Source organism: Hominifimenecus sp. rT4P-3, from assembly GCF_051055405.1.
GTDB lineage: Bacteria > Bacillota > Clostridia > Lachnospirales > Lachnospiraceae > Pseudolachnospira.
On the sequence record NZ_CP167068.1, the window covers coordinates 1,620,026 to 1,644,391 of the forward strand.

General features: G+C 49.1%; 21 protein-coding genes. 9 read left to right on the top strand and 12 right to left on the bottom strand.

Annotated features, from left to right (window positions below; genetic code table 11):
* Positions 1–9 precede the first annotated feature (9 nt).
* The 3 genes from ACCC71_RS07515 to ACCC71_RS07525 are packed head-to-tail and all read right to left on the bottom strand — an operon-like array spanning position 10 to position 3,339.
* The gene (locus ACCC71_RS07515; RefSeq protein WP_434309012.1) at positions 10–267 is read right to left on the bottom strand and encodes a heavy-metal-associated domain-containing protein; all 258 of its coding nucleotides are present in this window, start codon (positions 265–267) and stop codon (positions 10–12) included.
* 32 nt (positions 268–299) lie between these two features.
* Positions 300–2,612 (bottom strand): FtsX-like permease family protein, encoded by a 2,313-nt coding sequence (locus ACCC71_RS07520; protein WP_434309013.1) that lies wholly within the window; start codon positions 2,610–2,612, stop codon positions 300–302.
* Positions 2,613–2,622: 10 nt separating this feature from the next.
* Positions 2,623–3,339: an ABC transporter ATP-binding protein gene (locus tag ACCC71_RS07525; protein WP_434309014.1), complete on the bottom strand. Its 717-nt coding sequence runs from the start codon at positions 3,337–3,339 to the stop codon at positions 2,623–2,625.
* Positions 3,340–3,613: 274 nt separating this feature from the next.
* Between ACCC71_RS07525 and ACCC71_RS07530 the strand changes: the two genes are divergently transcribed.
* Both ACCC71_RS07530 and ACCC71_RS07535 read left to right on the top strand, forming a co-directional pair.
* Positions 3,614–5,059: a carbon starvation CstA family protein gene (locus tag ACCC71_RS07530; RefSeq protein WP_434309015.1), complete on the top strand. Its 1,446-nt coding sequence runs from the start codon at positions 3,614–3,616 to the stop codon at positions 5,057–5,059.
* A 42-nt stretch (positions 5,060–5,101) separates the two neighbouring features.
* Positions 5,102–6,109, top strand: a complete 1,008-nt coding sequence (locus tag ACCC71_RS07535) for an ATPase P (protein WP_434309016.1) — start codon at positions 5,102–5,104, stop codon at positions 6,107–6,109.
* Between the two features lie 118 nt (positions 6,110–6,227).
* On the opposite strand, the gene thrS is transcribed toward ACCC71_RS07535, so the two are convergent.
* Both thrS and eno read right to left on the bottom strand, forming a co-directional pair.
* Positions 6,228–8,189 (bottom strand): threonine--tRNA ligase, encoded by a 1,962-nt coding sequence (gene thrS, locus ACCC71_RS07540; protein WP_434309017.1) that lies wholly within the window; start codon positions 8,187–8,189, stop codon positions 6,228–6,230.
* A gap of 438 nt (positions 8,190–8,627) precedes the next feature.
* Complete coding sequence (eno, locus tag ACCC71_RS07545; RefSeq protein WP_434309018.1) at positions 8,628–9,950, bottom strand: phosphopyruvate hydratase; 1,323 nt, start codon at positions 9,948–9,950, stop codon at positions 8,628–8,630.
* A 501-nt stretch (positions 9,951–10,451) separates the two neighbouring features.
* Here eno and trpE point away from each other — a divergent pair.
* From trpE to trpA, 7 genes are read left to right on the top strand one after another with little or no spacing between them, the layout of a single operon-like run.
* Positions 10,452–11,942: an anthranilate synthase component I gene (gene trpE / locus ACCC71_RS07550; RefSeq protein WP_434309019.1), complete on the top strand. Its 1,491-nt coding sequence runs from the start codon at positions 10,452–10,454 to the stop codon at positions 11,940–11,942.
* Positions 11,939–12,526 (top strand): anthranilate synthase component II, encoded by a 588-nt coding sequence (locus tag ACCC71_RS07555; RefSeq protein WP_434309020.1) that lies wholly within the window; start codon positions 11,939–11,941, stop codon positions 12,524–12,526. The genes trpE and ACCC71_RS07555 overlap by 4 nt, the downstream gene beginning before the upstream one ends.
* The gene (gene trpD / locus ACCC71_RS07560) at positions 12,519–13,532 is read left to right on the top strand and encodes an anthranilate phosphoribosyltransferase (RefSeq protein WP_434309021.1); all 1,014 of its coding nucleotides are present in this window, start codon (positions 12,519–12,521) and stop codon (positions 13,530–13,532) included. The genes ACCC71_RS07555 and trpD overlap by 8 nt, the downstream gene beginning before the upstream one ends.
* On the top strand, positions 13,529–14,320 hold the full coding sequence (trpC, locus tag ACCC71_RS07565; protein WP_434309022.1) for an indole-3-glycerol phosphate synthase TrpC: 792 nt from the start codon (positions 13,529–13,531) through the stop codon (positions 14,318–14,320). Before trpD ends, trpC begins: the two co-directional genes overlap by 4 nt.
* Positions 14,317–14,931: a phosphoribosylanthranilate isomerase gene (locus tag ACCC71_RS07570; protein WP_434309023.1), complete on the top strand. Its 615-nt coding sequence runs from the start codon at positions 14,317–14,319 to the stop codon at positions 14,929–14,931. Before trpC ends, ACCC71_RS07570 begins: the two co-directional genes overlap by 4 nt.
* Positions 14,928–16,112: a tryptophan synthase subunit beta gene (trpB, locus tag ACCC71_RS07575; RefSeq protein WP_434309024.1), complete on the top strand. Its 1,185-nt coding sequence runs from the start codon at positions 14,928–14,930 to the stop codon at positions 16,110–16,112. The genes ACCC71_RS07570 and trpB overlap by 4 nt, the downstream gene beginning before the upstream one ends.
* On the top strand, positions 16,105–16,881 hold the full coding sequence (trpA, locus tag ACCC71_RS07580; RefSeq protein WP_434309025.1) for a tryptophan synthase subunit alpha: 777 nt from the start codon (positions 16,105–16,107) through the stop codon (positions 16,879–16,881). Before trpB ends, trpA begins: the two co-directional genes overlap by 8 nt.
* Positions 16,882–17,035: 154 nt before the next feature.
* Here trpA and ACCC71_RS07585 read toward each other — a convergent pair whose 3' ends face one another.
* From ACCC71_RS07585 to hisZ, 7 genes are all read right to left on the bottom strand, one after another.
* Positions 17,036–18,763 (bottom strand): ABC transporter ATP-binding protein, encoded by a 1,728-nt coding sequence (locus ACCC71_RS07585; protein WP_434309026.1) that lies wholly within the window; start codon positions 18,761–18,763, stop codon positions 17,036–17,038.
* Between the two features lie 45 nt (positions 18,764–18,808).
* Positions 18,809–19,756 carry a bifunctional phosphoribosyl-AMP cyclohydrolase/phosphoribosyl-ATP diphosphatase HisIE gene (gene hisIE / locus ACCC71_RS07590; RefSeq protein ID WP_434309027.1) on the bottom strand — a complete coding sequence of 316 codons (948 nt, stop codon included), beginning with the start codon at positions 19,754–19,756 and terminating at the stop codon, positions 18,809–18,811.
* Positions 19,753–20,481, bottom strand: coding sequence for a 1-(5-phosphoribosyl)-5-[(5-phosphoribosylamino)methylideneamino]imidazole-4-carboxamide isomerase (gene hisA, locus ACCC71_RS07595; protein WP_434309028.1), 729 nt, complete (start codon positions 20,479–20,481; stop codon positions 19,753–19,755). The genes hisIE and hisA overlap by 4 nt, the downstream gene beginning before the upstream one ends.
* A 1-nt stretch (position 20,482) precedes the next feature.
* A complete protein-coding gene (gene hisB, locus ACCC71_RS07600; RefSeq protein WP_434309029.1) occupies positions 20,483–21,067 on the bottom strand; it encodes an imidazoleglycerol-phosphate dehydratase HisB in 585 nt (194 codons plus the stop codon).
* A 62-nt stretch (positions 21,068–21,129) separates the two neighbouring features.
* Positions 21,130–22,422: a histidinol dehydrogenase gene (gene hisD / locus ACCC71_RS07605; protein WP_434309030.1), complete on the bottom strand. Its 1,293-nt coding sequence runs from the start codon at positions 22,420–22,422 to the stop codon at positions 21,130–21,132.
* Positions 22,419–23,057 carry an ATP phosphoribosyltransferase gene (hisG, locus tag ACCC71_RS07610; RefSeq protein ID WP_434309031.1) on the bottom strand — a complete coding sequence of 213 codons (639 nt, stop codon included), beginning with the start codon at positions 23,055–23,057 and terminating at the stop codon, positions 22,419–22,421. The genes hisD and hisG overlap by 4 nt, the downstream gene beginning before the upstream one ends.
* Complete coding sequence (gene hisZ / locus ACCC71_RS07615; protein WP_434309032.1) at positions 23,054–24,322, bottom strand: ATP phosphoribosyltransferase regulatory subunit; 1,269 nt, start codon at positions 24,320–24,322, stop codon at positions 23,054–23,056. Before hisZ ends, hisG begins: the two co-directional genes overlap by 4 nt.
* Positions 24,323–24,366: the final 44 nt, after the last annotated feature.

Consider the following 24,366-nt stretch of genomic DNA (forward strand, 5'->3'; position numbering starts at 1 on the left):
TTTCTGGCATCACCCTTTGAATGCGGAAAACAGCCCTTTCTTCTCATAAGGCTCACAATCTACCGATACAACGTCATAACCGGCTGCAGCAATCACCTTTTTTAGTTCTTGCTCCGGAATATCTTTCTCCGCAAGGACAATCGTCTGCTTTTTTGTATGGGAACTCGTCACTTTCTTCACCGGAAACGCATTCCTTACGGCCTCGTTGACATGCGCCTCGCACATGCCGCAGGCCATGCCTTCTACACCTACGGTAATCTTAACCATGAAAATAACCTCCATCACGATTCTAAATTTTCTTATTCTATATTTTTAAGCGCTTCATCCAGCGGAATCTTTTTTATCCGTCTGAAATCGAAAAACATGACGATCAGATAACCAATCAGGACAAAAACAAATATCTTCGCATAACCGGCTGGGGCAATCTGAAACGGGAACCATCCGCTGAAGCCCGCCAGGATTGCCTTCCAGGCCTGCGCCATAACAAGGGAACCGAGAACGGTACTGGCAGCATCCAGAATTACGACGACGATGGTTGTGGACAGAAGATACAGCCCTGCAATTTCCCTATTTTCATAGCCTAGAATCTTGGTCATAGAAATTGCCTTTTCGTTTTTCTCAATGATAATCTTGGTGAGCAGATAGATGAGCGCCGCTGATAAAAGGATGCACAGAATTTGGAAATATTTCATGTAGCTACCCATGGAATGATCCAGCTGATCGCACATCTTCGTAATATCCCGCTCCGTAATGACGGCAGCGATATCTTCTTTATCAATGTCCGTGATTTCTGTATCGGATAGGTAGCCGTCAAATTCCCCCTCTGCCGAATCAAAGATCAGCCGGTAATTCTGTATCGGCATGAAAACCGCCATGCTGATGCATCCATCGTAAATTCCTGCCACTTCAAACGGAAAGCTTTTGTTTTCGTATTTTTCATCCAAGGAAACACTGCTGCCGACGGACAATCCGTATTTTTCTGCAAAGGAGGATGAAAGATAGACCTCATTTTCTCCCAGCTTATCCAGCCCGTCAATCATCACATACTTGCTGCCGTCCGTAATTCCGTACACCGAAACTTCCTCGTTGATGGAATCTCCCTTTCTCAGCAATGATGTCAGGGAAAATTTTTCGGCATCGGCATTTTCCGTGACAATGGCATTCCCACTCTCATCTTTGCAGGATTTCAGTACATACTGATAGTTGGAAAACATCATATCCCTGGCATTGTCCTTATAAAATTGAAGGGTATCCGGCATGCCCACCGCCATAGAAAGCATAGTGGAAATAAACAGAATTCCCACAAACAAAATGAGATAATTTGGTATGTTTTGCAAAATAATACGGAGTCGGAAGCGGTTTAAAAATCTCCACGTTGGAAGCTGAACAGCCTTTTTACGCTTTGTTTTCTTTAAGTCATGGCGCAGAAACTGTAGCGGCGTATGTCCCATCATTTTGATAATAACAACCAGGTTTACAACCAGCATGAGCGCCACGGGAATCAGCGTTGTCCGAAGAAACGCTTCGGGATTCCATATGGTTTCATATGCGGGCAGGCTGTAGCTGTTATAGTACATGGATACCACAACCTTTTTCAATACCGTATACCCAAGCAGGTTCCCTACTACTGCGGAAACAAAGGTGACAATAATCGGCATAGAAAGATAATGCCGGATCAGTTCTCCTCGGCGATAGCCCGACGCCCGAAGGGTTCCTATTACCGATGCTTCTTTGACCATGGTGTTGCTGATTGTTACCGCAAAGATAAAGGCAATAATCACGATCAGGATATTCAGCAGGACGCCGCCCATCGCCTTATCCGAGCCCATATCGTCCGTGGCAAAATGGATGGCCGGATTCGCATAAGCGGGCATATAATCCAGAAGCTCAAAGCCCGCTGTGAATGTCTGTGTAAGCAAGGTTTTGAGGAAATCATCGGAAAGGCTTTTTTCTTCTTTTTCATCGTCAGGCTCTTCCTGGTACTTCCACGCATAGCTGTAGTGGATACTGCTGCCCAAACGCGCAAAGCCCTCCTCCGTCACCATCGCCACATCAAAATTAAGTGCGTCAAACATAAAATCGGTACTCTTCTCGTGCAGCGTATAGTAATTGACATAAGAGAGTAATCCCACAACTTCGTATGTCTGGCCGCCCACCGTAATGGCATCTCCCGTCTTCACCCCTACATTGTCGGCATGCATCCGATCGATTGCGATTTCATTCTCCGATTCGGGAAAACGCCCGTCCATCAGACACGCCAGATTGACATCCTCATTTCTGGTATACACTCGGACCGTTCCGTCGGTTATCCCGTCGCCGTTATTGTCCTCCGTTTCATTCCTGAAAAAATTTTCATATACCATTGCAGGAAGCGCTTGAATCAACTCTTCATCCGCCGACTTCCCCAATATAAAATGACCGTCCTCCCGTTTATATTTTGTCCTGCCATTATGGGCTGATGTCTCCATGCTTCCATTTGCCACATACATTCCTGAGACAAAGCCAATCGTAAGGATCAGAAACAGGCTCACCACAAGATATTTTTTCCAGTCGCCGATTAGTTCCTTGGGGATTCGGCGGATAAGGGGATTTTTCGTCTTTTTATTCCTCATCGTCCCCCTCCTACCATTCCAGTTTCGCTGCGGAAATTTTATTGGTATTGACGTCATTATGGCGAACTTTGCCGTCGCGCAGTTTCACCACATGATCCGCCATGTTTCGGATCGCTTCATTGTGCGTAACCATAATGACCGTATTCCCATACTTTTTGTTTATATCTTCAATCAGCTTTAATATCTCCTTTGACGTGCTGTAATCAAGCGCTCCGGTCGGTTCATCGCAAAGAAGGATATCGGGATTTTTCACGATGGCCCTGCCGATGGATACGCGCTGCTGCTGTCCACCCGAAAGCTGATTCGGAAGCTTATGCCTATGTTCGTAAAGACCAAGAGTACTTAGAAGCTCGTCAATATCAAGGGGGCGGGGCGAAAGGTATGCGCCGACCTCGATATTTTCCTTTACATTCAGATTTCCGACGAGGTTATACATCTGGAAAACATATCCCAGATGCTTTCTGCGGTACTGTGTCAGCTTTTTCTCATCCATCTCCGAAAGCTTGTCGCCGTTTATGGATATGTACCCGGAATCGGCGCCGTCAATCCCTCCGATGATGTTTAGCAATGTGGATTTGCCGGAACCGGAGGGTCCCAAAAGCACGCAGAATTCGCCCTTTGCTATCGAAAAATTAATTCCCCGGAGTACTTCCTGGCGGGTATCTCCGCTGCCGAATCCCTTCTTCAAATCTACAATTTCCAAAAATTTCCGTTCTTTTTCTGACATGAAAACGACATCCTTTCCTTTTATTTTCTGCTCCGTTTCCATCGCTGCTTTCATTTTTGAGATGTTAGCACAAGCTAACCATCGCTCCTCATATAAGCGGCTTCCATATGTTAGTAGCCGCTAACCTAAACTTTAGTATACTCCTTTCCGCAGGATTTTGTCAATAGCGCCAGCAGGAACTTTTCATTCGAAAATAGATTCCACTTTGGAGGCTGCTGCATATAATGGTAACCAAAAACAACTTAATAAACTCTCAAAAGGAGGAGCGAGTGTCATGATTAGTTTCATCATTTGTCTTCTACTCTTAATCGGAGGGTATTTCATCTATGGCAAAATCGTAGAAAATACCTTCGCCCCGGACGACAGAGAGACGCCCGCCGTCAAGATCAACGACGGTGTGGACTATGTGGTCATGCCGCAATGGAAATTGTTTTTGGTACAGCTGCTCAATATCGCAGGCCTTGGCCCGATTTTTGGCGCCATGCAAGGAGCCCTCTGGGGACCGGTTGTGTTCCTGTGGATTACCTTCGGCACCATCTTTGCCGGAGGCGTCCATGACTATTTTTCCGGTATGCTCTCTGAGCGAAATCAAGGGGCATCCATCTCCGAGGTATGTGGAATTTACCTGGGCGGATTCATGAAAAACGTCATGCGTGTGTTTAGTATCGTTCTTCTGGTTATGGTCGGCACCGTCTTTGCCGTAGGCCCCGCAGGATTGATCGTTACCTTGTTTAAGGAAGGAAACGTGACGGGGATCTTGGCCAGCACAGAATTCTGGCTTTGGATTATTCTGGCTTACTATTTCATCGCTACGTTTATCTCCATCGATAAGGTAATCGGGCGAATCTATCCAATCTTTGGCGTATGTTTAATTATCATGGCGGTTGGCGTAGTGTTTGGTATCTTTACCCATTCGGAATTTACGATTCCGGAAATCTGGAATCATTTTTCCAACATGCATCCTCAGGCGACTCCCGTATGGTCCGTCATGTTTATTACGGTTGCCTGTGGAGCCATCTCCGGCTTTCATTCCACCCAATCCCCTTTGATGGCGCGCTGTATGAAATCCGAGAAGCAAGGACATTTTGTTTTCTACGGAGCCATGGTTGCAGAAGGCGTAATCGCTTTGATCTGGGCAGCGGCAGGATGCGCGCTATATGAGGTCACCGGCGGGCTAAGCACGGGTCTGGAAGCAATCTTGGCCAACGGCCAGTCGGCTGCCATTTATGATGTCTGCGCAAAAACCATGGGCGGCGTCGGCGTTGCTCTGGCGATGATCGGCGTTATCGTCTGTCCGATTACTTCCGGCGATACGGCCTTTCGCAGCGCCCGTCTGGTATTGGCGGACTGGTTTCAAATCAATCAAAGCAAATATCGCAAACGGCTGATGCTCTGCATCCCGCTTCTAGGAGTTGGCGCGATCATCGGTCATTTGGACTATACGATTGTATGGAGATATTTCAGCTGGACCAATCAGACGCTGGCTATGATTGTACTCTGGACGGCCAGCATGTATTTGTTCCGCGAAAAGAAGAATTACTGGCTGACTGTGGTGCCAGCCACGTTTATGAGCGCGGTTTCTATGACCTATTTCTTTTATGCCAAGGAATGTCTGAATTTAGGAACTGCCGTCGCTTATCCGGCTGGATTGATCTTAGCGGTTATTTTCCTCGGTATTTTTATCGCGGCGACCAGAAGACAGCCGAAGGCAGTGGAATAACCTGCGAGGAAGTATTCTTTTTTCTGAAAGGAGCCAACCAGATTGATCTTTCTACCTAAAAAATTAAGCAGCGCTGCCTTGCCGGAGGGAGAACTGGCAGAGGATAAAAAACATTGCCGAAAATTTGGTCCCTGCGGCGTAGGGAAAAAAGCTGTCTACCTGAACAGTTTCTATGTGGACCGCCGGTACTATATTCCCTTGGCTTCCGTCAACCGAATCTATAAGAGAATCGCCATGAGCAAAGGCGGTTTTACCGGAAAAGGAATTTTCGCAACGCTCCCCTATCTGGTCGTAGAATATGATAACGGCAAAGAGAAGCAATGCAATTTCAAGCATGAAGAACAGGTAGACCAGCTCCTAAACTACCTGCACACGGCGCGTCCAGAAATCAAGCTCCACAGCAGGGAAGCGGAAAAGAGGCTGCTAGAAAAAGAGCAGAAAGAAAAATCCAAACGAAAAGAACCGATCTCCGCAATGGCGCAGGCAAATATTCAGGTGCTAAAACAAGGGGAGTCTTATCTAAACAAAAATATGGCATTAGCCACCGAATTGAGCGCCTGCGCAAAACGACAAAGAGCCTATGAGAAAAGTAAGCCCTCTTATAAATGGGGGGCTCTAGCCATTACTCTTTTGGGGATAGCAGCTTTCATCTATGGGATCTACGCACTCCTTACGAAAGCAGGGTTTGGCGTTTATTTCTTGTTGTTCGGCCTAGCGGCAATCTTCCTATTTTCAAGCGCGAGTATGCTTCCTACGGCTCAGAACAACAAACGCCATCTGGATGCTCGCATGAACCGGGCAATCAAAGCCATGGAAGCATACATCAAAGAGTATCCGGAATTTCCGGTTCCTGTGTTCTATTCCCATCCAGTCGTTTTGAAACGAATGGAGGATATTCTTGCTGAGGGACGCGCCGATACGATCGCAGACGCGCTCAAGCTTTTAAAGCAAGACTTAAAAGCTCTCAATTCCAGCGTGGTAGTAGAGCAAGAGGAATATGAAGAAATCGTTGCCATCAAGCCTTTATTTTTAGTCCGCAATTATGAATGATTTTTGACAACCAAAAATTTCGCTTTGTGAAATCTTCTATGGGAAATCCCGGTGTAATTTTCTATAGAAGAGAAAAGGGGAGAATCGCTAAAAACAGCTATTCTCCCTCTTTTCTGCACTATTTTTCGTCCTGTACTTCGATTTTTCGAATCTCTTTTGTCCGGATTTCCTTGCTGATTGCGTCGATAAATTCTTGGAGATCTTTCTGTCCTTCGTCTCCTAGGAAGCGGCTCCGAACCGATACCTTCTTTTCCGCCTCTTCCTTTTCTCCTACTACCAGCATATACGGAACCTTTGCCAACCGGGCTTCCCGAATCTTATAGCCGATTTTCTCCGATTTTTCATCCACCGAGCAAAGAATGCCGTTTGTCTGAAGCGCTTGTTCCACCTGTTTCGCATAATCCAAATATTTGTCGGAAATGGGAAGAATGCGCACCTGTTCCGGACACAGCCAGGTCGGGAAGAGACCGGCGTATTTTTCAATCAACCACGCCAAAGTTCTCTCATAGCATCCAAGGGAGGTCCGGTGGATAATATAAGGCCGTACCTTCTCCCCATTCGGGTCGATATAATACATGTCAAACTGCTCCGCAAGCAACGCGTCCCATTGAATCGTAATCATGGTATCTTCTTTTCCATATACGTTCTTGGCGTTGATATCCACTTTGGGACCATAAAAAGCAGCTTCACCGACGTCTTCCACAAAGGGAATCTCCAATTCCGTCAAAACGTCCCGAATATGCTGTTCGGTCTGATCCCAAACTTCGGGTTCGCCGATGTATTTCTCCCGATCGTCCGGATCCCATTTCGACAGATGATAGGTAACGTCGTCCTGCAGTCCTAAGGTCGTCAGGCATTTCTTGGCCAGAGCAATGCACTTTTTGAATTCTTCCACCATCTGATCCGGCCGGACAATCAGATGTCCTTCGGAAATGGTAAACTGGCGGACACGCGTCAGGCCGTGCATTTCTCCGGAATCTTCGTTACGGAATAACGTGGAGGTCTCGCTATAGCGAAGGGGCAGATCCCGGTAAGATCTTTGCTTTGCCTTGTATACATAATACTGGAACGGGCAGGTCATCGGACGAAGGGCGAAAACCTCTTTGTCCTTTTCCTCATCTCCCAGCACGAACATACCGTCTTTGTAATGACCCCAGTGACCGGAAATCTTATACAGGTCGCTTTTTGCCATCAACGGGGTTTTCGTGCGAATGTAGCCCCAGTGATTGTCTTCCTCATCTTCAATCCATCTCTGAAGCGTTTGGATGATCTTGGCGCCCTTGGGCATCAGCAGCGGCAATCCCTGTCCGATCACGTCCACGGTGGTAAAGAGTTCCATCTCACGTCCTAACTTATTGTGATCCCGCTTTTTCACCTCTTCCAGATACTGCAAATAGTCGTTCAGTTCTTCTTTGGTGGCAAAAGCGCTGCCGTAAATTCTTTGCAGCATCGCTTTATTGGAATCGCCTCTCCAATAAGCGCCGGAGGAGGACGTCAGTTTAAACGCCTTGATTCCCTTGGTGCTCATCAGGTGAGGGCCTGCGCACAGGTCGACAAAATCTCCCTGGTCATAGAAAGAAATCTCTGCATCCTCCGGAAGATCCCGAATCAGTTCCACCTTATAGGGCTCGCCGAGCTCTTCCATTTTTTTGATCGCTTCTTCCCGCGGCAGGGTAAAACGTTCCAGTTTTGCTCCTTTTTTGATGATTTTCTTCATCTCTTTTTCAATGGCGTCCAGATCTTCCCTGGAAAAAGGCGTTGCTTCAAAGTCATAATAGTAACCCGTGTCAATGGCGGGGCCGATGGCAAGCTTTGCCTCTGGGAACAGATTTTTTACTGCTTCTGCCAATACATGGGAGCAAGTGTGGCGTACCACGCGGAGTCCTTCCGGATCTTTTGCCGTCAGAATATTGAGAGAACAATCTTGATCGAGAACGGTTCGAAGGTCTACTACTTCGCCATTCACTTCTCCGGCACAGGCGGCCCGTGCCAAGCCTTCGCTGATATCAAAGGCAATGTCAATCACTGATTTTGCTTCCGGATACTCTTTTACGGTTCCGTCTTTCAATGTAATTTTCATCTTTCTCCTCCTAAATTTTCAAATGCGCTGACAAGGGAAGGGATAAAAACGGATTGCTCCACGCTTCGCGTTCTCGCAATCGTCAGGGGCAGCTTCCATAATTTTTTATATGAAAGCCCGTCCGATGTCCATGAGCTAGGGGAGCTTGCTCCCCTAGCTCATGGCCGCCGTCCGGGGCTTTCATAATAAAAAATCCCTGAGCAGCATATTTGCTGCTCAGGGACGATAAAAGCTACCGCGGTTCCACCCTCATTGTAAGAATCTACCACTCATTTGACGGTAACGGTGTCGGCCGGGCCGGATTAGGGCCGCTCCAGGGTGGTCTTCCAATGATTCTCCATGGAATACTTCCACCGTTTCGTATTCCTCTCTGGATGGTTCCTCATCTTACTCTTCCTGTCTTCGCGTTTTCTTTCTTGATATGTCTTAGTATATCATTTACAGAATAATTGTCAAGTGGTTGGCGCCAATCGTACTGGAAAAAGCATCCCATCCCGCGTATACGCTGTTTTCTCCCAGTTCCTCTTCGATACGCAGCAGCTGATTGTACTTTGCCGTTCGTTCTCCGCGGCTGGGCGCGCCCGTTTTGATTTGTCCTGTATGAAACGCCACGGCAAGGTCCGCAATGGTTGTATCTTCCGTTTCTCCGGACCGATGAGATGTGACCGCTGTGTAGCCGGCACGATGAGCCAGTTGAATCGCTTCCAGAGTCTCTGTAATCGTTCCGATCTGATTTAATTTGATCAAAATCGAATTTCCGCAGCCACCTCGAATTCCTTTTTCCAGACGTTTTGTATTGGTAACAAAAAGATCGTCTCCAACCAATTGAATTTTGTTTCCTAAAACAGAAGTCAACCGATTCCATCCGTCCCAGTCTTCTTCGTCCAATCCGTCCTCCAAGGATTGAATGGGATACCTTTCGCAAAGGAACTGCCAGTGTTCGATCAATCCAGCGGAAGAAATCGTCTGTCCGCTCTTTGGCAGATGGTACTCTCCCGTTTCTTTTCCCTTCCATTCGCTGGCGGCCGCATCCAAGGCAAGGACAAAATCTTTTCCCGGCGTATAACCAGCGCGGACAATGGCTTCTAAGATAAGACCGAGCGCTTCCTCGTCACTGGAAAGATTCGGGGCAAAGCCGCCTTCATCGCCAACCGATACGGACAGCCCCCGTTCTTTCAAAATGGCAGCTAACGCGTGGAATGTTTCCGCGCACCAGCGCAAGCCGTCCCGAAAGCATTTTGCGCCCACGGGCATAATCATAAATTCTTGTATATCCAGGTTATTGGCGGCGTGGGCTCCGCCATTTAAAATATTCATCATGGGTACGGGCATCCGATTGGCGTAGGCTCCGCCAAGGAACCGGTAGAGCGGCAAATGCAGGGAAGCCGCCGCCGCTTTCGCCGAAGCGATGGAGACGGCCAGGATGGCATTGGCTCCCAACCGGGATTTCTCGCTGCTCCCATCCACCGCGATCATCGTGCGGTCAATTAACCGAAGATCCGAGGCATCCATACCAGTCAATGTGTCCCGCAACTCCGTCTGAACATGTTTTACCGCCTTTTCTACCCCCTTTCCCCCGTATCGCCCGGAGTCTCCGTCCCGAAGTTCCAAAGCTTCAAATTGTCCCGTGGAAGCGCCGCTTGGAACCGCCCCTCTTCCCATGGTTCCGTCTCTCAGGAAAACCTCCACTTCCACCGTAGGGTTTCCGCGGGAATCTAAAATTTCACGAGCTGTGATCGTTTCTATTTTTTGTTGCAGCATCTTTCTATACCTTCCCATCCATATTTTTGTATTCCAACCATATTTTGTCCCAAAGATCTGGATTCGATACTGGGACGCCATTCGAAAAAGAGGGCTAAAATATTTTCATGGAAATCAGAAAAATTCTTGACAGAGAAAACATCTGGTGCTATGATAATAAAAAATTTTAGATGGTAAAAACCGTTGACGCGGAGATAAAAACAGGGATGCGCGCACAGAGAGTTCGGGATGCTGAGAACCGAGCCGAAATGCAATCTGTTAAATGGACCGCTGAGGGCGCAGGGAAAGGCAGTTGCCGAGTATTCTGCGACGTGAAGGCATACGTCAGTTGCCGGAGATATGTTGGTATCTCGCTAAGGGCACGGGTCATACCGTGAATCAAGGTGGCACCGCGGGAATGGATCCCGTCCTTGACAGAACAATTTTTCTGTCGAGGACGGGTTTTTTGTTTCATAGGAAATTTTCGATTCTTGTTTTCCCGTCTTCGCAAGGAAGGAGGATATGATGCAGTTTGGTTTAGAAGAGGTAAGAAAGATTGCCTCCACCGGAGACTACAAAAGAATTCCCATTTACCGAGAACTTTACGCGGACCGATTTACTCCGATCGAGGTAATGCGTACCTTGCGGGCGGCCAGCCGCCACTGCTACTTATTGGAAAGCGCGGAGAAAAATGACCAATGGGGAAGGTATTCTTTCCTTGGTTACGCGCCCTCGCTGGAACTGACCTGTACAGACGGTATTCTCTGTATTCGAAAAGGCCAGGAGGAAGAAGAAAAAACAGAGGAACGATTCCACACGACTCATCCGAAAGAAGCCATCCGAAAGATCTTGGCCGAATATAAAAGCCCTCGTATCGAAGGATTGCCGCCCTTTACCGGCGGCCTGGTTGGATACTTTTCCTATGAATATATTCAATACGCGGAGCCTGGGCTAAAAAAGGGAATGCCGGAACCTTCGGATTTCCGGGATGTGGATCTCATGCTTTTTGATAAAGTTCTGGTCTTTGATCATTACCGCCAGAAACTGCTTTTGATCGTTGGAGTCAGCACCGAAAATCTAGAAGAATCTTACCGTCAGGCGGAAAGCGAACTGGACGACATGGAACGCCTTTTAGAAAGCGGGGCTAAGGCGGCGTTCCGCCCCCTCCACCTGAAAGAGGAATTGAAAACCTGCTTTTCCCAAGAACACTATTGTTCTATGGTAGAACGTGCGAAACAATATATCCGGGAAGGCGATATTTTTCAGGTAGTGCTCTCCAACCCTATGGAGGCCCAGGCGGAGGGAAATCTCTTTGATACGTACCGCGTCCTGCGCACCACCAATCCTTCCCCCTATATGTTCTATTTTTCCAGCGACGATATCGAGGTGGCAGGGGCCTCACCGGAAACGCTGGTGAAATTGCAAGACGGCGTTCTGCACACCTTCCCTTTGGCAGGCACCAGGCCCCGAGGCAAGACGCAGGAAGCAGATCAGGCCTTGGAGCAGGAACTCTTAAGAGATGAAAAAGAACTGGCGGAACATAACATGCTGGTGGATCTGGGAAGAAACGACTTGGGAAAAATCAGTATCCTGGGCAGCGTGGAAGTGGAAAAATATTGCTCCGTAGAACGCTTTTCCCATGTAATGCACTTGGGCTCTACGGTACGCGGCACGATTTCTAAGGAACATGACGCCGCGGATGCCATCGATGCGATTCTTCCGGCGGGAACGCTCTCCGGCTCTCCCAAATTTCGGGCCTGTGAGATCATCGAGGAGCTGGAAGGCCGCCGGCGCGGAATCTATGGCGGCGCCATTGGGTATTTGGATTTTACCGGAAATATGGATACCTGTATTTCCATTCGGCTGGCTTATAAGAAAAATGGAACTGTGTGCGTGCAGTCCGGAGCCGGCATCGTAGCCGACAGCGTTCCGGAAAAAGAATTTGCGGAATGCCGCAATAAAGCCATGGCAGTGGTAAAAGCATTAAAAGAAGCGGAAGGAGGGCGGATATGATTTTATTTCTCGATAATTACGATAGCTTTGTTTACAATCTCTATCAGCTGATCGGAACGGAATATCCGGATATTGAAGTAGTCCGAAACGATGCGCTGACCTTAGAACAAATCGCAGAAAAAAAGCCGGAGGCCCTTGTCATTTCTCCCGGCCCAGGCAGGCCGGATCAGGCAGGGATCTGTCTTTCCGCGATTCGTACCTTTGCCGGGAAAATTCCCATCCTTGGCATTTGTCTTGGAGAACAGGCGATCTGCGAAGCCTTTGGAGCAACAGTTACTTATGCCAAACAGTTGATGCACGGGAAATCGTCGCTTGTCTATGCCGAACCGGACAGCGTTCTGTTTCGTGGACTGGAAAATCCCTTTCCTGCCGCCCGCTATCATTCCCTTGCTGTCGATCCGAAAACGGTTCCTGCTTGTCTGCGCGTCACCGCGAAAACAGAGGATGGCGAAATTATGGCGGTAGAAAGCGAATCGTTGCAGATATATGGCATGCAGTTTCATCCCGAATCCGTGTTGACTCCGGACGGCCGCCGCATCATTCAAAACTTTTTAAAGAAAATCCAGGAGGAGCGTCATGATTAAAGAAGCGATTATCAAACTTTCGAAAAAAGAAGATCTCTCCTATTTGGAGGCAGAACAGGTAATGGATGAAATCATGGAAGGCAAGGCCAGCGACGTGCAGATGGCCGCCTATCTGACCGCACTTTCGCTAAAAGGCGAGACCATCGATGAAATTACCGCATCCGCTGCTGGAATGCGGGCCCATTGCATCAAATTACTCCATGACATGGATGTGCTGGAGATCGTCGGAACCGGCGGCGACGGTGCCAATTCCTTTAATATTTCCACGACTTCCGCCCTTGTCATCGCGGCCGGCGGCGTGCCGGTGGCAAAACATGGAAACCGCGCTGCTTCTTCCAAATGCGGCGCAGCGGATGTGTTGGAAGCCTTGGGCGTCACCATCAATCTGCCGCCGGAAAAGAGCGCCCAGCTGTTAAAGAGCATCGGTATTTGTTTCCTGTTTGCCCAGAACTATCATATCGCTATGAAATACGTGGCCCCCATTCGCCGGGAACTGGGAATCCGCACGGTCTTTAATATTCTTGGACCGCTCTCCAACCCAGCGGGGGCAAATATGGAGCTGATGGGAGTCTATGAGGAAGCTTTGGTGGAACCATTGGCTCAGGTTATGGCAAAGTTAGGTGTTGTCCGCGGCATGGTCGTTTACGGCCAGGACAAATTGGATGAGATCTCCATGAGTGCGCCCACCCGTATCTGTGAAATCAAAGACGGATGGTTCCAGTCTTACACGATTACGCCGGAGCAGTTTGGCTATACCCGCTGCTCCAAAGAAGAACTGACCGGGGGAACGCCGGAAGAAAATGCTTTGATCACGCGCAATATTTTAGACGGAAAAGACCGATCCGCCAAACGCTGCGCCGTCTGCCTCAACGCTGGCGCCGCTCTCTATATTACAGGAAAAGCAGAAACGTTGGAAGAAGGCGTCCGCCTGGCCGAGCAGCTGATCGATACCGGCGCGGCGGCAAAGAAACTGGAAGAATTTATTCAGGAGAGTTGTAAAGAATGAATATTTTAGCAACGATTGCTGAGAAAACAAAGGAACGTGTCGCAGCAGAAAAGAAAGTCGTTTCTCTTGCCGAGCTGAGAAACTGCGCGGAACAAGCCGCTTTCAAGGGGACGCCTTTCCGGTTGGAGCAAGCGTTAAGCGCCCCTGGCCTAAACTTTATCTGCGAGATAAAAAAGGCATCCCCCTCCAAAGGGGTGATTGCTCCGGATTTCCCTTATTTAAAAATTGCCGAGGAGTATCAGTTGGCTGGCGCCGCGGCGATTTCCTGCCTAACCGAACCGTTCTGGTTCCAGGGCAGCGATTCCTACCTGAAAGAAATTGTGGAAACCGTCGAAATTCCAGTACTACGGAAAGACTTTACCGTGGATGAATATATGATCTACCAGGCAAAAGCTCTCGGCGCTTCCGCCATCCTTTTGATCTGTGCGATTTTAGACGATGGCCAACTCTCCTCCTATCAGCAGTTGGCCAAAGAACTGGGGCTTTCCGCTTTGGTGGAGACGCACGATGAGGAGGAAGTAGAGCGAGCCCTAAAGGCAGGCGCAGCCATCGTCGGAGTCAACAACCGGAACCTGAAAACCTTTGAGGTAGACCTGTCCACCAGCTTTCGTCTGAGGAACCTGGTTCCTTCAGAGGTGTTATTCGTATCGGAAAGCGGAATCCGGACATCGGAAGAGATTGCACGCCTCCGCCAGGCAGGGGTCAACGGCGTTTTGATCGGGGAGACTTTGATGCGGCAGACGGATAAAAAGGCGGCGCTTTCCCAGCTTCGAGGGAGTGAAGGATGACCAAAATTAAAATCTGCGGCCTGCGCCGACCACAGGATATCGCATTTGTCAATGAAGCCATGCCGGACTATGCCGGTTTCATTTTAGAAGTACCGAAAAGCAGAAGGAGCATCTCCCTTGGGGAAGCCCAAAGATTGAAAGAACAGCTATCACATGAAATCCAGGCGGTTGGCGTTTTTGTAAACGCTCCCCTTCCTCGGATTGTAGAGGCTGTAAGAGAAGGAATCGTCGATCTGGTTCAACTCCATGGAGGCGAATCGGAGGAAGAGATCGACCGTCTGCGGGAATTGGTATCCGTTCCCATCATAAAAGCTTTCCCGATCGCCCAGCCGGAAGACGTGACCCTTGCCATGCAAAGCCGGGCCGATTACCTTCTCTTCGATCACGGAAGCGGGGGAACGGGAATCGCCTTTGACTGGTCGTTGGTAAAAGGCCAAAAAGAACGCCCCTTTTTTCTGGCAGGGGGGCTGCGGCCGGAAAACATCTCGGCGGCAATTGCAAGGGTTCGTCCCTTTGCCGTGGATCTTTCCAGCGGAGTGGAGACAGACGGCATCAAAGACAGAGAAAAAATCTTAGCGGCGGCAGCCGCGGTGAGGAGTAATACGATATGACAAACGGACGTTTTGGCATTCATGGAGGGCAATATATACCGGAAACCCTGATGAATGCAATCATCGAACTGGAAAAGGCTTATAACCAGTATAAAGACGATCCTGACTTTCAGCAGGAATTAAATACCCTTCTGGCGGAATACGCTGGACGCCCCTCTCGTCTGTACTTTGCCGGGCGGATGACCGAGGATCTGGGCGGAGCAAAAATTTATCTAAAGCGAGAGGATCTGAATCACACGGGAGCCCATAAAATCAATAATGTGCTCGGCCAGGTGCTTCTGGCCAAACGGATGGGTAAAACCCGTGTCATCGCGGAGACCGGCGCTGGCCAGCACGGCGTTGCTACCGCTACTGCCGCCGCTCTGATGGGCATGGAATGCGAGATCTTTATGGGGGAGGAAGACACCAAACGGCAGGCGCTGAATGTCTACCGGATGCGCCTCTTAGGAGCAGCGGTTCATCCGGTCAGTACGGGTACCGGAACTTTAAAAGACGCGGTTTCCGAAACCATGCGGGAGTGGACCAATCGGATTTCCGATACTCACTATGTCCTTGGTTCCTGTATGGGCCCCCACCCCTTTCCGACGATTGTCCGCGATTTCCAGGCGGTGATCTCCAAAGAAATCAAAGAGCAGATTCTGGAAAAAGAAGGGAAATTGCCCGATGCGGTTCTCGCCTGTGTGGGCGGCGGTTCCAACGCCATCGGCGCTTTTTACCATTTTATCCCGGATACCAGCGTGCGCTTGATTGGATGCGAGGCCGCCGGACGGGGGATCGATACCGTTGAGACTGCCGCCACTATCGCGACCGGACGCCTGGGAATTTTCCACGGGATGAAGTCCTATTTCTGCCAAGATGAATACGGACAGATCGCGCCGGTTTACTCGATCTCTGCCGGGTTGGATTATCCTGGCATCGGCCCGGAGCATGCGCATCTGCATGATATCGGCCGGGCGGAATATGTAGCTGTCACGGATGACGAAGCGGTGGAAGCCTTTGAATATCTGGCAAGGACGGAGGGAATTATCCCCGCCATTGAGAGTGCCCATGCCGTGGCCTATGCCAAAAAGATCGCGCCTGATATGCGAAAGGATCAAATTCTTGTTATCAATCTTTCCGGACGCGGCGATAAAGACTGCGCCGCGATTGCCCGGTACAGAGGGGAGGATCTCTATGAATAAAATCCAACGTGCATTTTCCCATGGAAAAGCGTTCATTCCTTTTATTACCTGCGGCGACCCGTCTTTGGATGTAACAGAACAGCTGGTTTATGCGATGGAGGAAGCGGGGGCTGATTTGATTGAACTGGGAATCCCCTTTTCGGACCCCACGGCGGAAGGCCCGGTTATCCAGGAAGCCAATATCCGCGCCCTCTCCGGCGGCGCAACCACAGACCGGATTTTTGATATGGTAAAACGAATCCGGCAAAACTCTCAGATTCCGATGGTATTTATGACATACGCCAATGTTGTTTTCTCCTACGGCGCGGAACGCTTTATTCAAAGCGCATCCGAACTGGGAATGGACGGTTTGATTCTGCCGGACGTCCCCTTGGAGGAAAAAGGGGAATTTGAAGAAATCTGCCGCAAGTACGATATCTCTTTGATTTCCATGATTGCGCCGACCTCCCAGGAGCGGATCTCACAGATTGCGGCGCAGGCGGAAGGCTTTGTCTACTGTGTCTCCTCCCTTGGCGTAACTGGCGTTCGCTCCGAGATCACAACGGATATTGCATCCATGATTCAACTGGTCAAACAGACAAAAGACATCCCCTGTGCCGTGGGCTTTGGAATTTCCAGCCCGGAACAGGCCAGACAGATGGCAGCCTGCTCCGACGGCGCAATCGTTGGAAGCGCGATCGTGCGGATTTGCGGCCAGCATGGCGAAGACTGCGTGCCTTATGTGAAAGAGTACGTAAAACGTATGAAGGATGCCGTACGGCTTGCATGATTTCCACGGCTATTTGGAATCAAAAGATCACCATGTAAAAAGTATCCGAATATTTTGTAGGGTTTCGGATACTTTTTTACATAGAGCCCTGCTTTTCCTTCCAAAAAGTCATACTCCCCATTTCTAGAAAACAATGGGATGAAAGCGCGCGCTCCTACCGAAGGGTATACTGATATAGGCTGGCGTAGATGCCTCCCTTTGCCAGCAATTCCTCATGGGAGCCTCTCTCCTCAATTCCGCCGGCTGTTAAGACCAGAATCTCGTCGGCATTTTTGATAGTGGACAGGCGGTGGGCTACCACCAGGGTGGTACGGCCTTTGCTTAGTTCCTCCAGAGACTCTTGAATCTGCATCTCCGTCATATTATCCAACGCTGACGTGGCCTCGTCGAGAATCAAGATCGGCGGATTTTTTAAGAATGCCCGGGCGATGGAGAGACGCTGTTTCTGGCCGCCGGAAAGCCGGACGCCCCGTTCCCCCACCTGAGTATCATATCCGTTTTCCAAAGTCAAAATATAATCATGAATCTGGGCCCGTTTGGCCGCCTCCACAATTTGTTCCTCCGTGGCGTCCAGGTCGCCGTAGGCAATATTTTCCCGTATGGTTCCGTCAAAAATAAATACATCCTGGGCTACCATACCGATATTTTTCCGCAGAGAATACCGGGAAATATTCCGGATATCCTTGCCGTCAATGGTGATGGAACCGGACTGAAGCTCATAAAATCGCGGAATCAGATGGCAAACCGTGGTCTTTCCGCCTCCGGACGGACCGACGAAGGCCACCATCTTCCCGGCATCCAGATGAAAGGACAGGTCATGGATAACGTCTTTATGCGCTTCGGAAGCGTCTGAATTTTCATAGCGGAACGTCACATGCTGAAATTCAATTTCTCCGTGCAGGGTGTCCACCACTTCCGCATCGGGGCTTTCCAGCTCCGGCTTTTCCGCCAGGATTTCTTCATACCGCTGAAAACCGGTAATGCCGTTTTGAAGCTGCTCAAAGATATTGACCAGTTTTTGGATGGGCTTTAAAAACATGGCAATATAGAGCAGATACGCCGCAAACTCACCGGTGTTAATCCACTTTTTGAAGAAGAACAGACCTCCGGCAAATAACACCAGAAGATATAAAAAGTCCATCATAAAGCCCATGCCGGAAAAAAACACGCCCATGGAGCGGTACGCTCTTCCTCTGGCATTCTTAAACCGCTGATTGGCCTTCATAAATTTGGCGGTCTCATGGGTATCCGCCGTATAGGAACGCGATACGCGTATCCCCGCGATGGCGGTTTCGATATTGGCGTTGATCTCCGCCATCTCCACCCTGGTTTCCCGGAAGGAGTCTTTCATCATATGCCGGGTCTTCTGGGCAAAATACACGATAAAGGGAAGAACCGCAAAGACGATCAAAGTCAAAGGAATATTGATGGTACAAAGCAAAATGAAAGCCCCCACCAATTGAATGGCAGAGATAAACAAATCCTCCGGCCCGTGATGAGCCAACTCCGAAATGTCCATCAGATCATTGATCATCCTTGACATAATCGTACCGGTCTTATTTTCATCAAAAAAGGCAAAAGGCAGCTTTTGAAGATGCCGGAACATCTTCTCGCGCATGTCGCCCTGAATCCGCACACCTACGATATGTCCCCAATACTGAACCATATAGGTCAATACCGCTTTCAATACATAAATTCCCAGAAGAACGGAAGCCCAAATCAGAAGCAAGCGTAAATTCTGATTTGGGACATAATCATTGATCATATTTTTTGCTATCAACGGGTAGAACAAATCGCCGACCGCCGCCAAGAAAGCGCATGTCATATCAAAGGCAAATAGTTTCCAATGGGGGCGATAGTACGATGCAAATCTTCTAAACATAAAGGCTTCTCCTGTTTCTTAGAACCAAAAGCGCTCCGCAAAAGATTACCGTTTCGCCAATTCCTCCGTAATATCCTTCCAAGTCACTTGCTTTTCCGCCATCAGTACCATGACATGATACAGGAAGTCGGAAATCTCATACTTGATCTCTTCCGGATTAGGATTTTTGGCCGCGATGACGATCTCGGTTGCTTCCTCCCCGATCTTTTTGCAGATCTTATCTACGCCTTTGTCAAAAAGGTAATTGGTATAAGACCCCTCCTTGGGATGTTTCTTGCGGTCTAAAATGACCTGATAAACGTCCTCAAAAACCTTGTAGGGGTTGGCCTCTTCATATTCATCCTTTCGGATTGGCTGGTAAAAACAACTCTTATTTCCCGTATGACAAGCGGCTCCGATCTGAGCCACCTTGGCTAAGATGGTATCCTGGTCGCAATCCAATGTTAACGATTTTACATACTGATAGTGGCCGGAGGTGGCGCCTTTTTCCCAAAGTTCGTTCCGGCTCCGGCTCCAATAGGTCATTCGTCCGGTGGCAAGGGTCTGATTGTATGCTTCCTCATTCATGTAGGCAACCATCAAAACCTGATCGGTCTTGTCGTCCTGTACCACTACTGGAATCAAGCCGTCGGGTCCCAATTTAAAATCGCTCCAGACAAAAGCCGGTTCCGGGTCGGTCAGTGCTTCTACCGATTCCAACAGTTTATCTTCTCCAAAACGAGCCGCGGTATCCATTTTTAACTGCTCCTGTTCCGGAAGCAGAATCACTTTCTTCACACCGGCATAGAGAAATTTCTTTACATCTTCCAGGGTCTGAATATTCCCTTTGGCAAAAAAAGGAACCGGAAGCTCCCTTGTCAGATGAATCAGCTTATCCAGATTCGCTTCGTGGGACGCATCGTCCGCGGAATCGTCCACAGCAACAATTCCGCTGGCGTCCCGATAATCGTTTACCTGAATGTCCTCGGACAGGAGGATCGTTTTGATGTTCATTTGCCCTCTCCTTCCAGGCGGGATACTGCCTCCGCCAGATCAATTTTCTTCTCGTACAAGGCCTTCCCCAGAATGGCGCCGTGGATTCCCGCCGCAGCCACAGCGTCCAGATCCGCCATCGAGGAAACGCCGCCGGAAGCGATGATATCCATCGAAGTTTGATCCGACAGAAGCTTTGTCATCGCTACATTAGGCCCCTGCATCATTCCATCTTTGGAGATATCGGTGTAGACGATGGTACGAACGCCGTAATCCTCCATCTGAGCGCAGAGTTCCTGGGCCGTAACTGTGCTGACGCTCTCCCATCCCCTGGTGGCCACCAGCCCATCTTTAGCGTCAATGCCAACGACGATATGCTCTGGTCCAAAGGTTTCGACAGCCTGCCGGACAAACTCTGGTTCCTCCACCGCCTTGGTGCCAATAATTACCCGAAAAATACCGGTCTCTAATAATGCTTTTATATTTTCCATGGTACGGACGCCGCCGCCCAACTGTACAGGGAGGTTGACTCTTTCCACGATCCCACGGATGGCCGCTTCATTGACCAGTTTTCCGGCGAGCGCGCCGTCTAAATCCACCAGATGAAGAAATCTGGCTCCCTGGCTTTCCCAGAGGGCTGCCACGTCCGCCGGTGAATTGGAATATACCTGAACTTCGTCAAAAAGTCCCTGACGTAAGCGGACGCACTGGCCGCCTTTGATATCAATCGCAGGATATAACCGCATCTTATAAACTTCCTTTCGTTGAAAGTACATCCGCAATCCGCGGATCTACGCTGGTCGCTTCGTCCAAAGCACGGGCGAAGGATTTAAAAAACGCTTCGATGATATGATGAGCATTCGCTCCATGCATTTGCTTCATGTGGAGATTCATCCCCGCCGTATAAGAAATGGCATAGAAAAACTCGCGAACCATTTCTGTCTCAAATGTCCCTACCCGCTCTGCAGAAAACTCCGCCTCAAAGACAAAGGAAGGACGTCCGCATAAATCCAACGCGGTTAAAACCAAGGTCTCGTCCATAGGAAGAATCATGGAACCATAACGCCGAATTCCTTTCTTGTCTCCGACCGCTTCCGCAATAGCCGTTCCCAGCACAATGCCCGTATCCTCCACCGTATGATGGGTATCCACATGGAGATCGCCCTTCACCTGGACATCCAGATCAAAAAAACCGTGACGGGCAAAATTCTCCAGCATATGGTCCAGAAAACCGATTCCGGTCTTCGCCTGGCACACGCCGGTTCCATCCAGATTGAGAGTCAGTTGAATTTGCGTTTCTTTGGTATTCCGATGAATCGTAGCCTGACGCATTGTTTTCTTCCTTTCCGTCCAGATCGATGATTGGACACGTTCCGCATTTTTCTTACTCGCTGTTATTCTTCAAATCTTACTTTAATCGAATTGGCGTGAGCTGTCAACTGCTCCGCCTTGGCAAATTCCTGAATATCCGCGGAAATAGCCGAAAGAGCTTCCCTGGAATAAGAAATCAGGCTGGATTTTTTGATAAAATCGTCCACCCCCAACGGAGAGAAAAACTTTGCGGTCCCATTGGTGGGCAAAACGTGATTCGGGCCGGCAAAATAATCGCCCAGAGGTTCCGAACTGTATTCGCCAAGGAAAATCGCGCCGGCATTCTGGATTCTCGTCATCACGGCAAAGGGGTCTTTCGTCATGATTTCCAGATGTTCCGAGGCAATTTCGTTGACCGTATTGACTGCGTCGTCCATATTGTCCGCCAACAGAATATAGCCAAACTGGTCCAAAGATTTTTGGATAATCTCCCGGCGGCTCATTTTTTCTAAAAATCCATCCACTTCCTCGGAGACCTTTTTCGCCAATGCTTCCGAGGTAGTCACTAAAATCGCGGATGCCATCTCATCGTGTTCTGCCTGGGACAAGAGATCCGCCGCCACGTAGCGGGGATTTGCCCCCTCGTCGGCCAATACGAGAATTTCGCTGGGGCCTGCGATGGAATCCAGGCCAACATAACCAAACACCGCCCTTTTTGCGAGAGCAACATAGATATTTCCGGGACCAGTGATCTTGCTTACTTTTGGAATCGACTCGGTTCCATAGGCCAGCGCGCCGATCGCCTGGGCGCCTCCGACTTTATAGATCTCTGTCACACCGCCTTCATGGGCGGCTACCAGTACAAGAGGATTTACCTTGCCGTCTTTTCCCGGAGGCGTTACCATGGCAATCCGTTTTACGCCCGCCACTTTAGCCGGGATAATATTCATCAACACAGAAGACGGATAGGCCGCCTTTCCGCCGGGCACATAGACGCCAACGCTGGATAAAGGCGTAATTTTCTGACCCAAAAGAACGCCGTCTTCCCTGGTATCAATCCAACTATTTCGAACTTGCCTTTGATGATATGCGCGGATATTGTCCGCAGCCCGGCGCAGAATCCCCAAAAACTGCTCGTCCACCTGGCGATAAGCTTCCTCGATCTCCGCCTCACTGACACGGATGGTCTCCGGCGTCAAGGTTACATGGTCAAATTGCGTGGTGTAGGCAAACAAGGCTTCGTCGCCTTTTTCTCTGACACGCTCCAAAATTTCGTTTACCGCTTCCATATAGGAGCCATAACTGGTCGTGCTCCGTTTTAACAGATTAGTTAAGATTTCTCTCTGAGCCTCTTTTGTCAATGTTACGATTCTCATGCCAGAACTCCCTTCAACGCCTGAATGATCTGCGTGATTCTCTCATTTTCCATCTTCATGCTGACCTGGTTTACCACTACTTTAGCGGAAAGGTCGCAGATTTCTTCCAGCACCATGAGGCCGTTTTCTTTGAGCGTCGCTCCGGTCTCAACGATATCGACGATCACCTCGGCCAGCCCCACGATGGGCGCCAGTTCCACAGAACCGTTTAGTTTGATGATCTCCACGGTCTGATGTTTTCGATTATAAAAGTAATCTTTAGCAATCGCCGGATATTTGGTGGCAACTCGAATCAACTGATGATGATTTAAAAGTTCTGCCGCTTCCGCAGGTCCGGCCACGCACATCTTGCACCGGCCAATCCCCAAGTCCAGCACCTCGTAAAGCTTCCGGCCTTCTTCCAGGATCGTATCCCTTCCCACAATGCCGATATCCGCCGCGCCGTATTCCACGTAGGTCGGTACGTCGGAAGCCTTGGAAAGGAAAAATTTCAGTTTTAATTCCTCATTGGTAAAAATCAATTTTCGAGTATCCGGGTCTTCCATCTCCTGGCAAGTGATTCCAATTTCCTTTAACATGGCCATTGCTTTCTTGGCCAGACGCCCTTTTGCCAGGGCAAATGTGATATATTTCATCTCTCTTCCCTCCGGATTTCCTTTGGAATCGGCACGGATGTGGTCTCACCGGTTCTGGTTTGAATCACGGTGATTGCCTGCGCCTTATCTGTTAAAAGTAAAATGCTGCTGATCCGATGCTCTTTGGCGTACTCCATATATTCCCCTGCCAAGGACTTCTTCTCCGTCAGGGAAACGCTATGGCCATTTTTCCGGTAAAGACTTCCAAGAGCGATCGCCATGGATAACTCCGAAGGCTCATAGAGGATCATGGTCTCTTCCCAAGGGAGTTCTCTTAAAAGTTTTTGACGCTGCATGGCAGACATCAAGGTATCCATAGAAATTCCAAATCCGACGGAAGGAGCGTCTTTTCCAAATTGAACCATCAGATTGTCATAACGCCCTCCGGTCACAATATAGTCCCCGGTGCCGTACGTATATCCCTTAAAAATAATCCCGGTATAATACTGGTAGTTTCCCAGCATCCCCAAATCAAAGGTAATATAATCGCTGACTCCGTAGGTGGTCAATAACTGATATAATTGTTCCAGCCGATCTACCGCTGCCAAGGACGTCGGGTTTTGGGTCAGTTTACGGGCTTCGCCAAATACTTGCTCCGCAGAGCCAAACAGTTTCGGCAACGCTAAAAAAGCCTCGGTCAGTTCTTCCGGCAAGTTTTCTTCCATCAGCCGCTCTTCCACGCCTAAAAAGTTTTTATTTTCAATCAGTTCCCGCAGAGAGTCAATCGTATCCTGTTTTAAATTTGCTTCCTGGAAAAGCCCGTTGAAAAAGTCCACCTGACCAATCTCGACCTGGAACTCAGTCAGACCAGCGCCTTTTAAGCAATCCACCGCCAAAGCAATCACCTCGGCATCCGCAGCCAGAGAATCGTCCCCGATCAACTCAATGCCAGCTTGGGTGCTCTCCTTTAACCGCCCTTGATAGCTGGAATTATTGATAAAGGTATTTCCCTGATAGCAAAAACGGATCGGAAGCGTCTCATTTCCATAGTATTTCGCCGCGCAGCGGGCAATCGACGGAGTAAAGTCTGGACGCAGAACCAACGTCTCCCCATCCCGGTCAATCAGTTTATACATATCCCTGGAAGCCACGCTCCCGCGTTCCGCGTTAAATATGTCAAAATATTCAAAGGTTGGCGTTTGAATCCCCCGATATCCATAGCGGGTAAAGGTTTCCTGGATTCGCTGACACAATGCCTCCTTGCGGGCATATTCATCATTATAATAATCTTTCACTCCTTCTGGAGTGTGAAGAAGCTGAACCATCTGTCGTTTCCCCTTTTCACTTTACTGTGCTAATTCGATAGCAT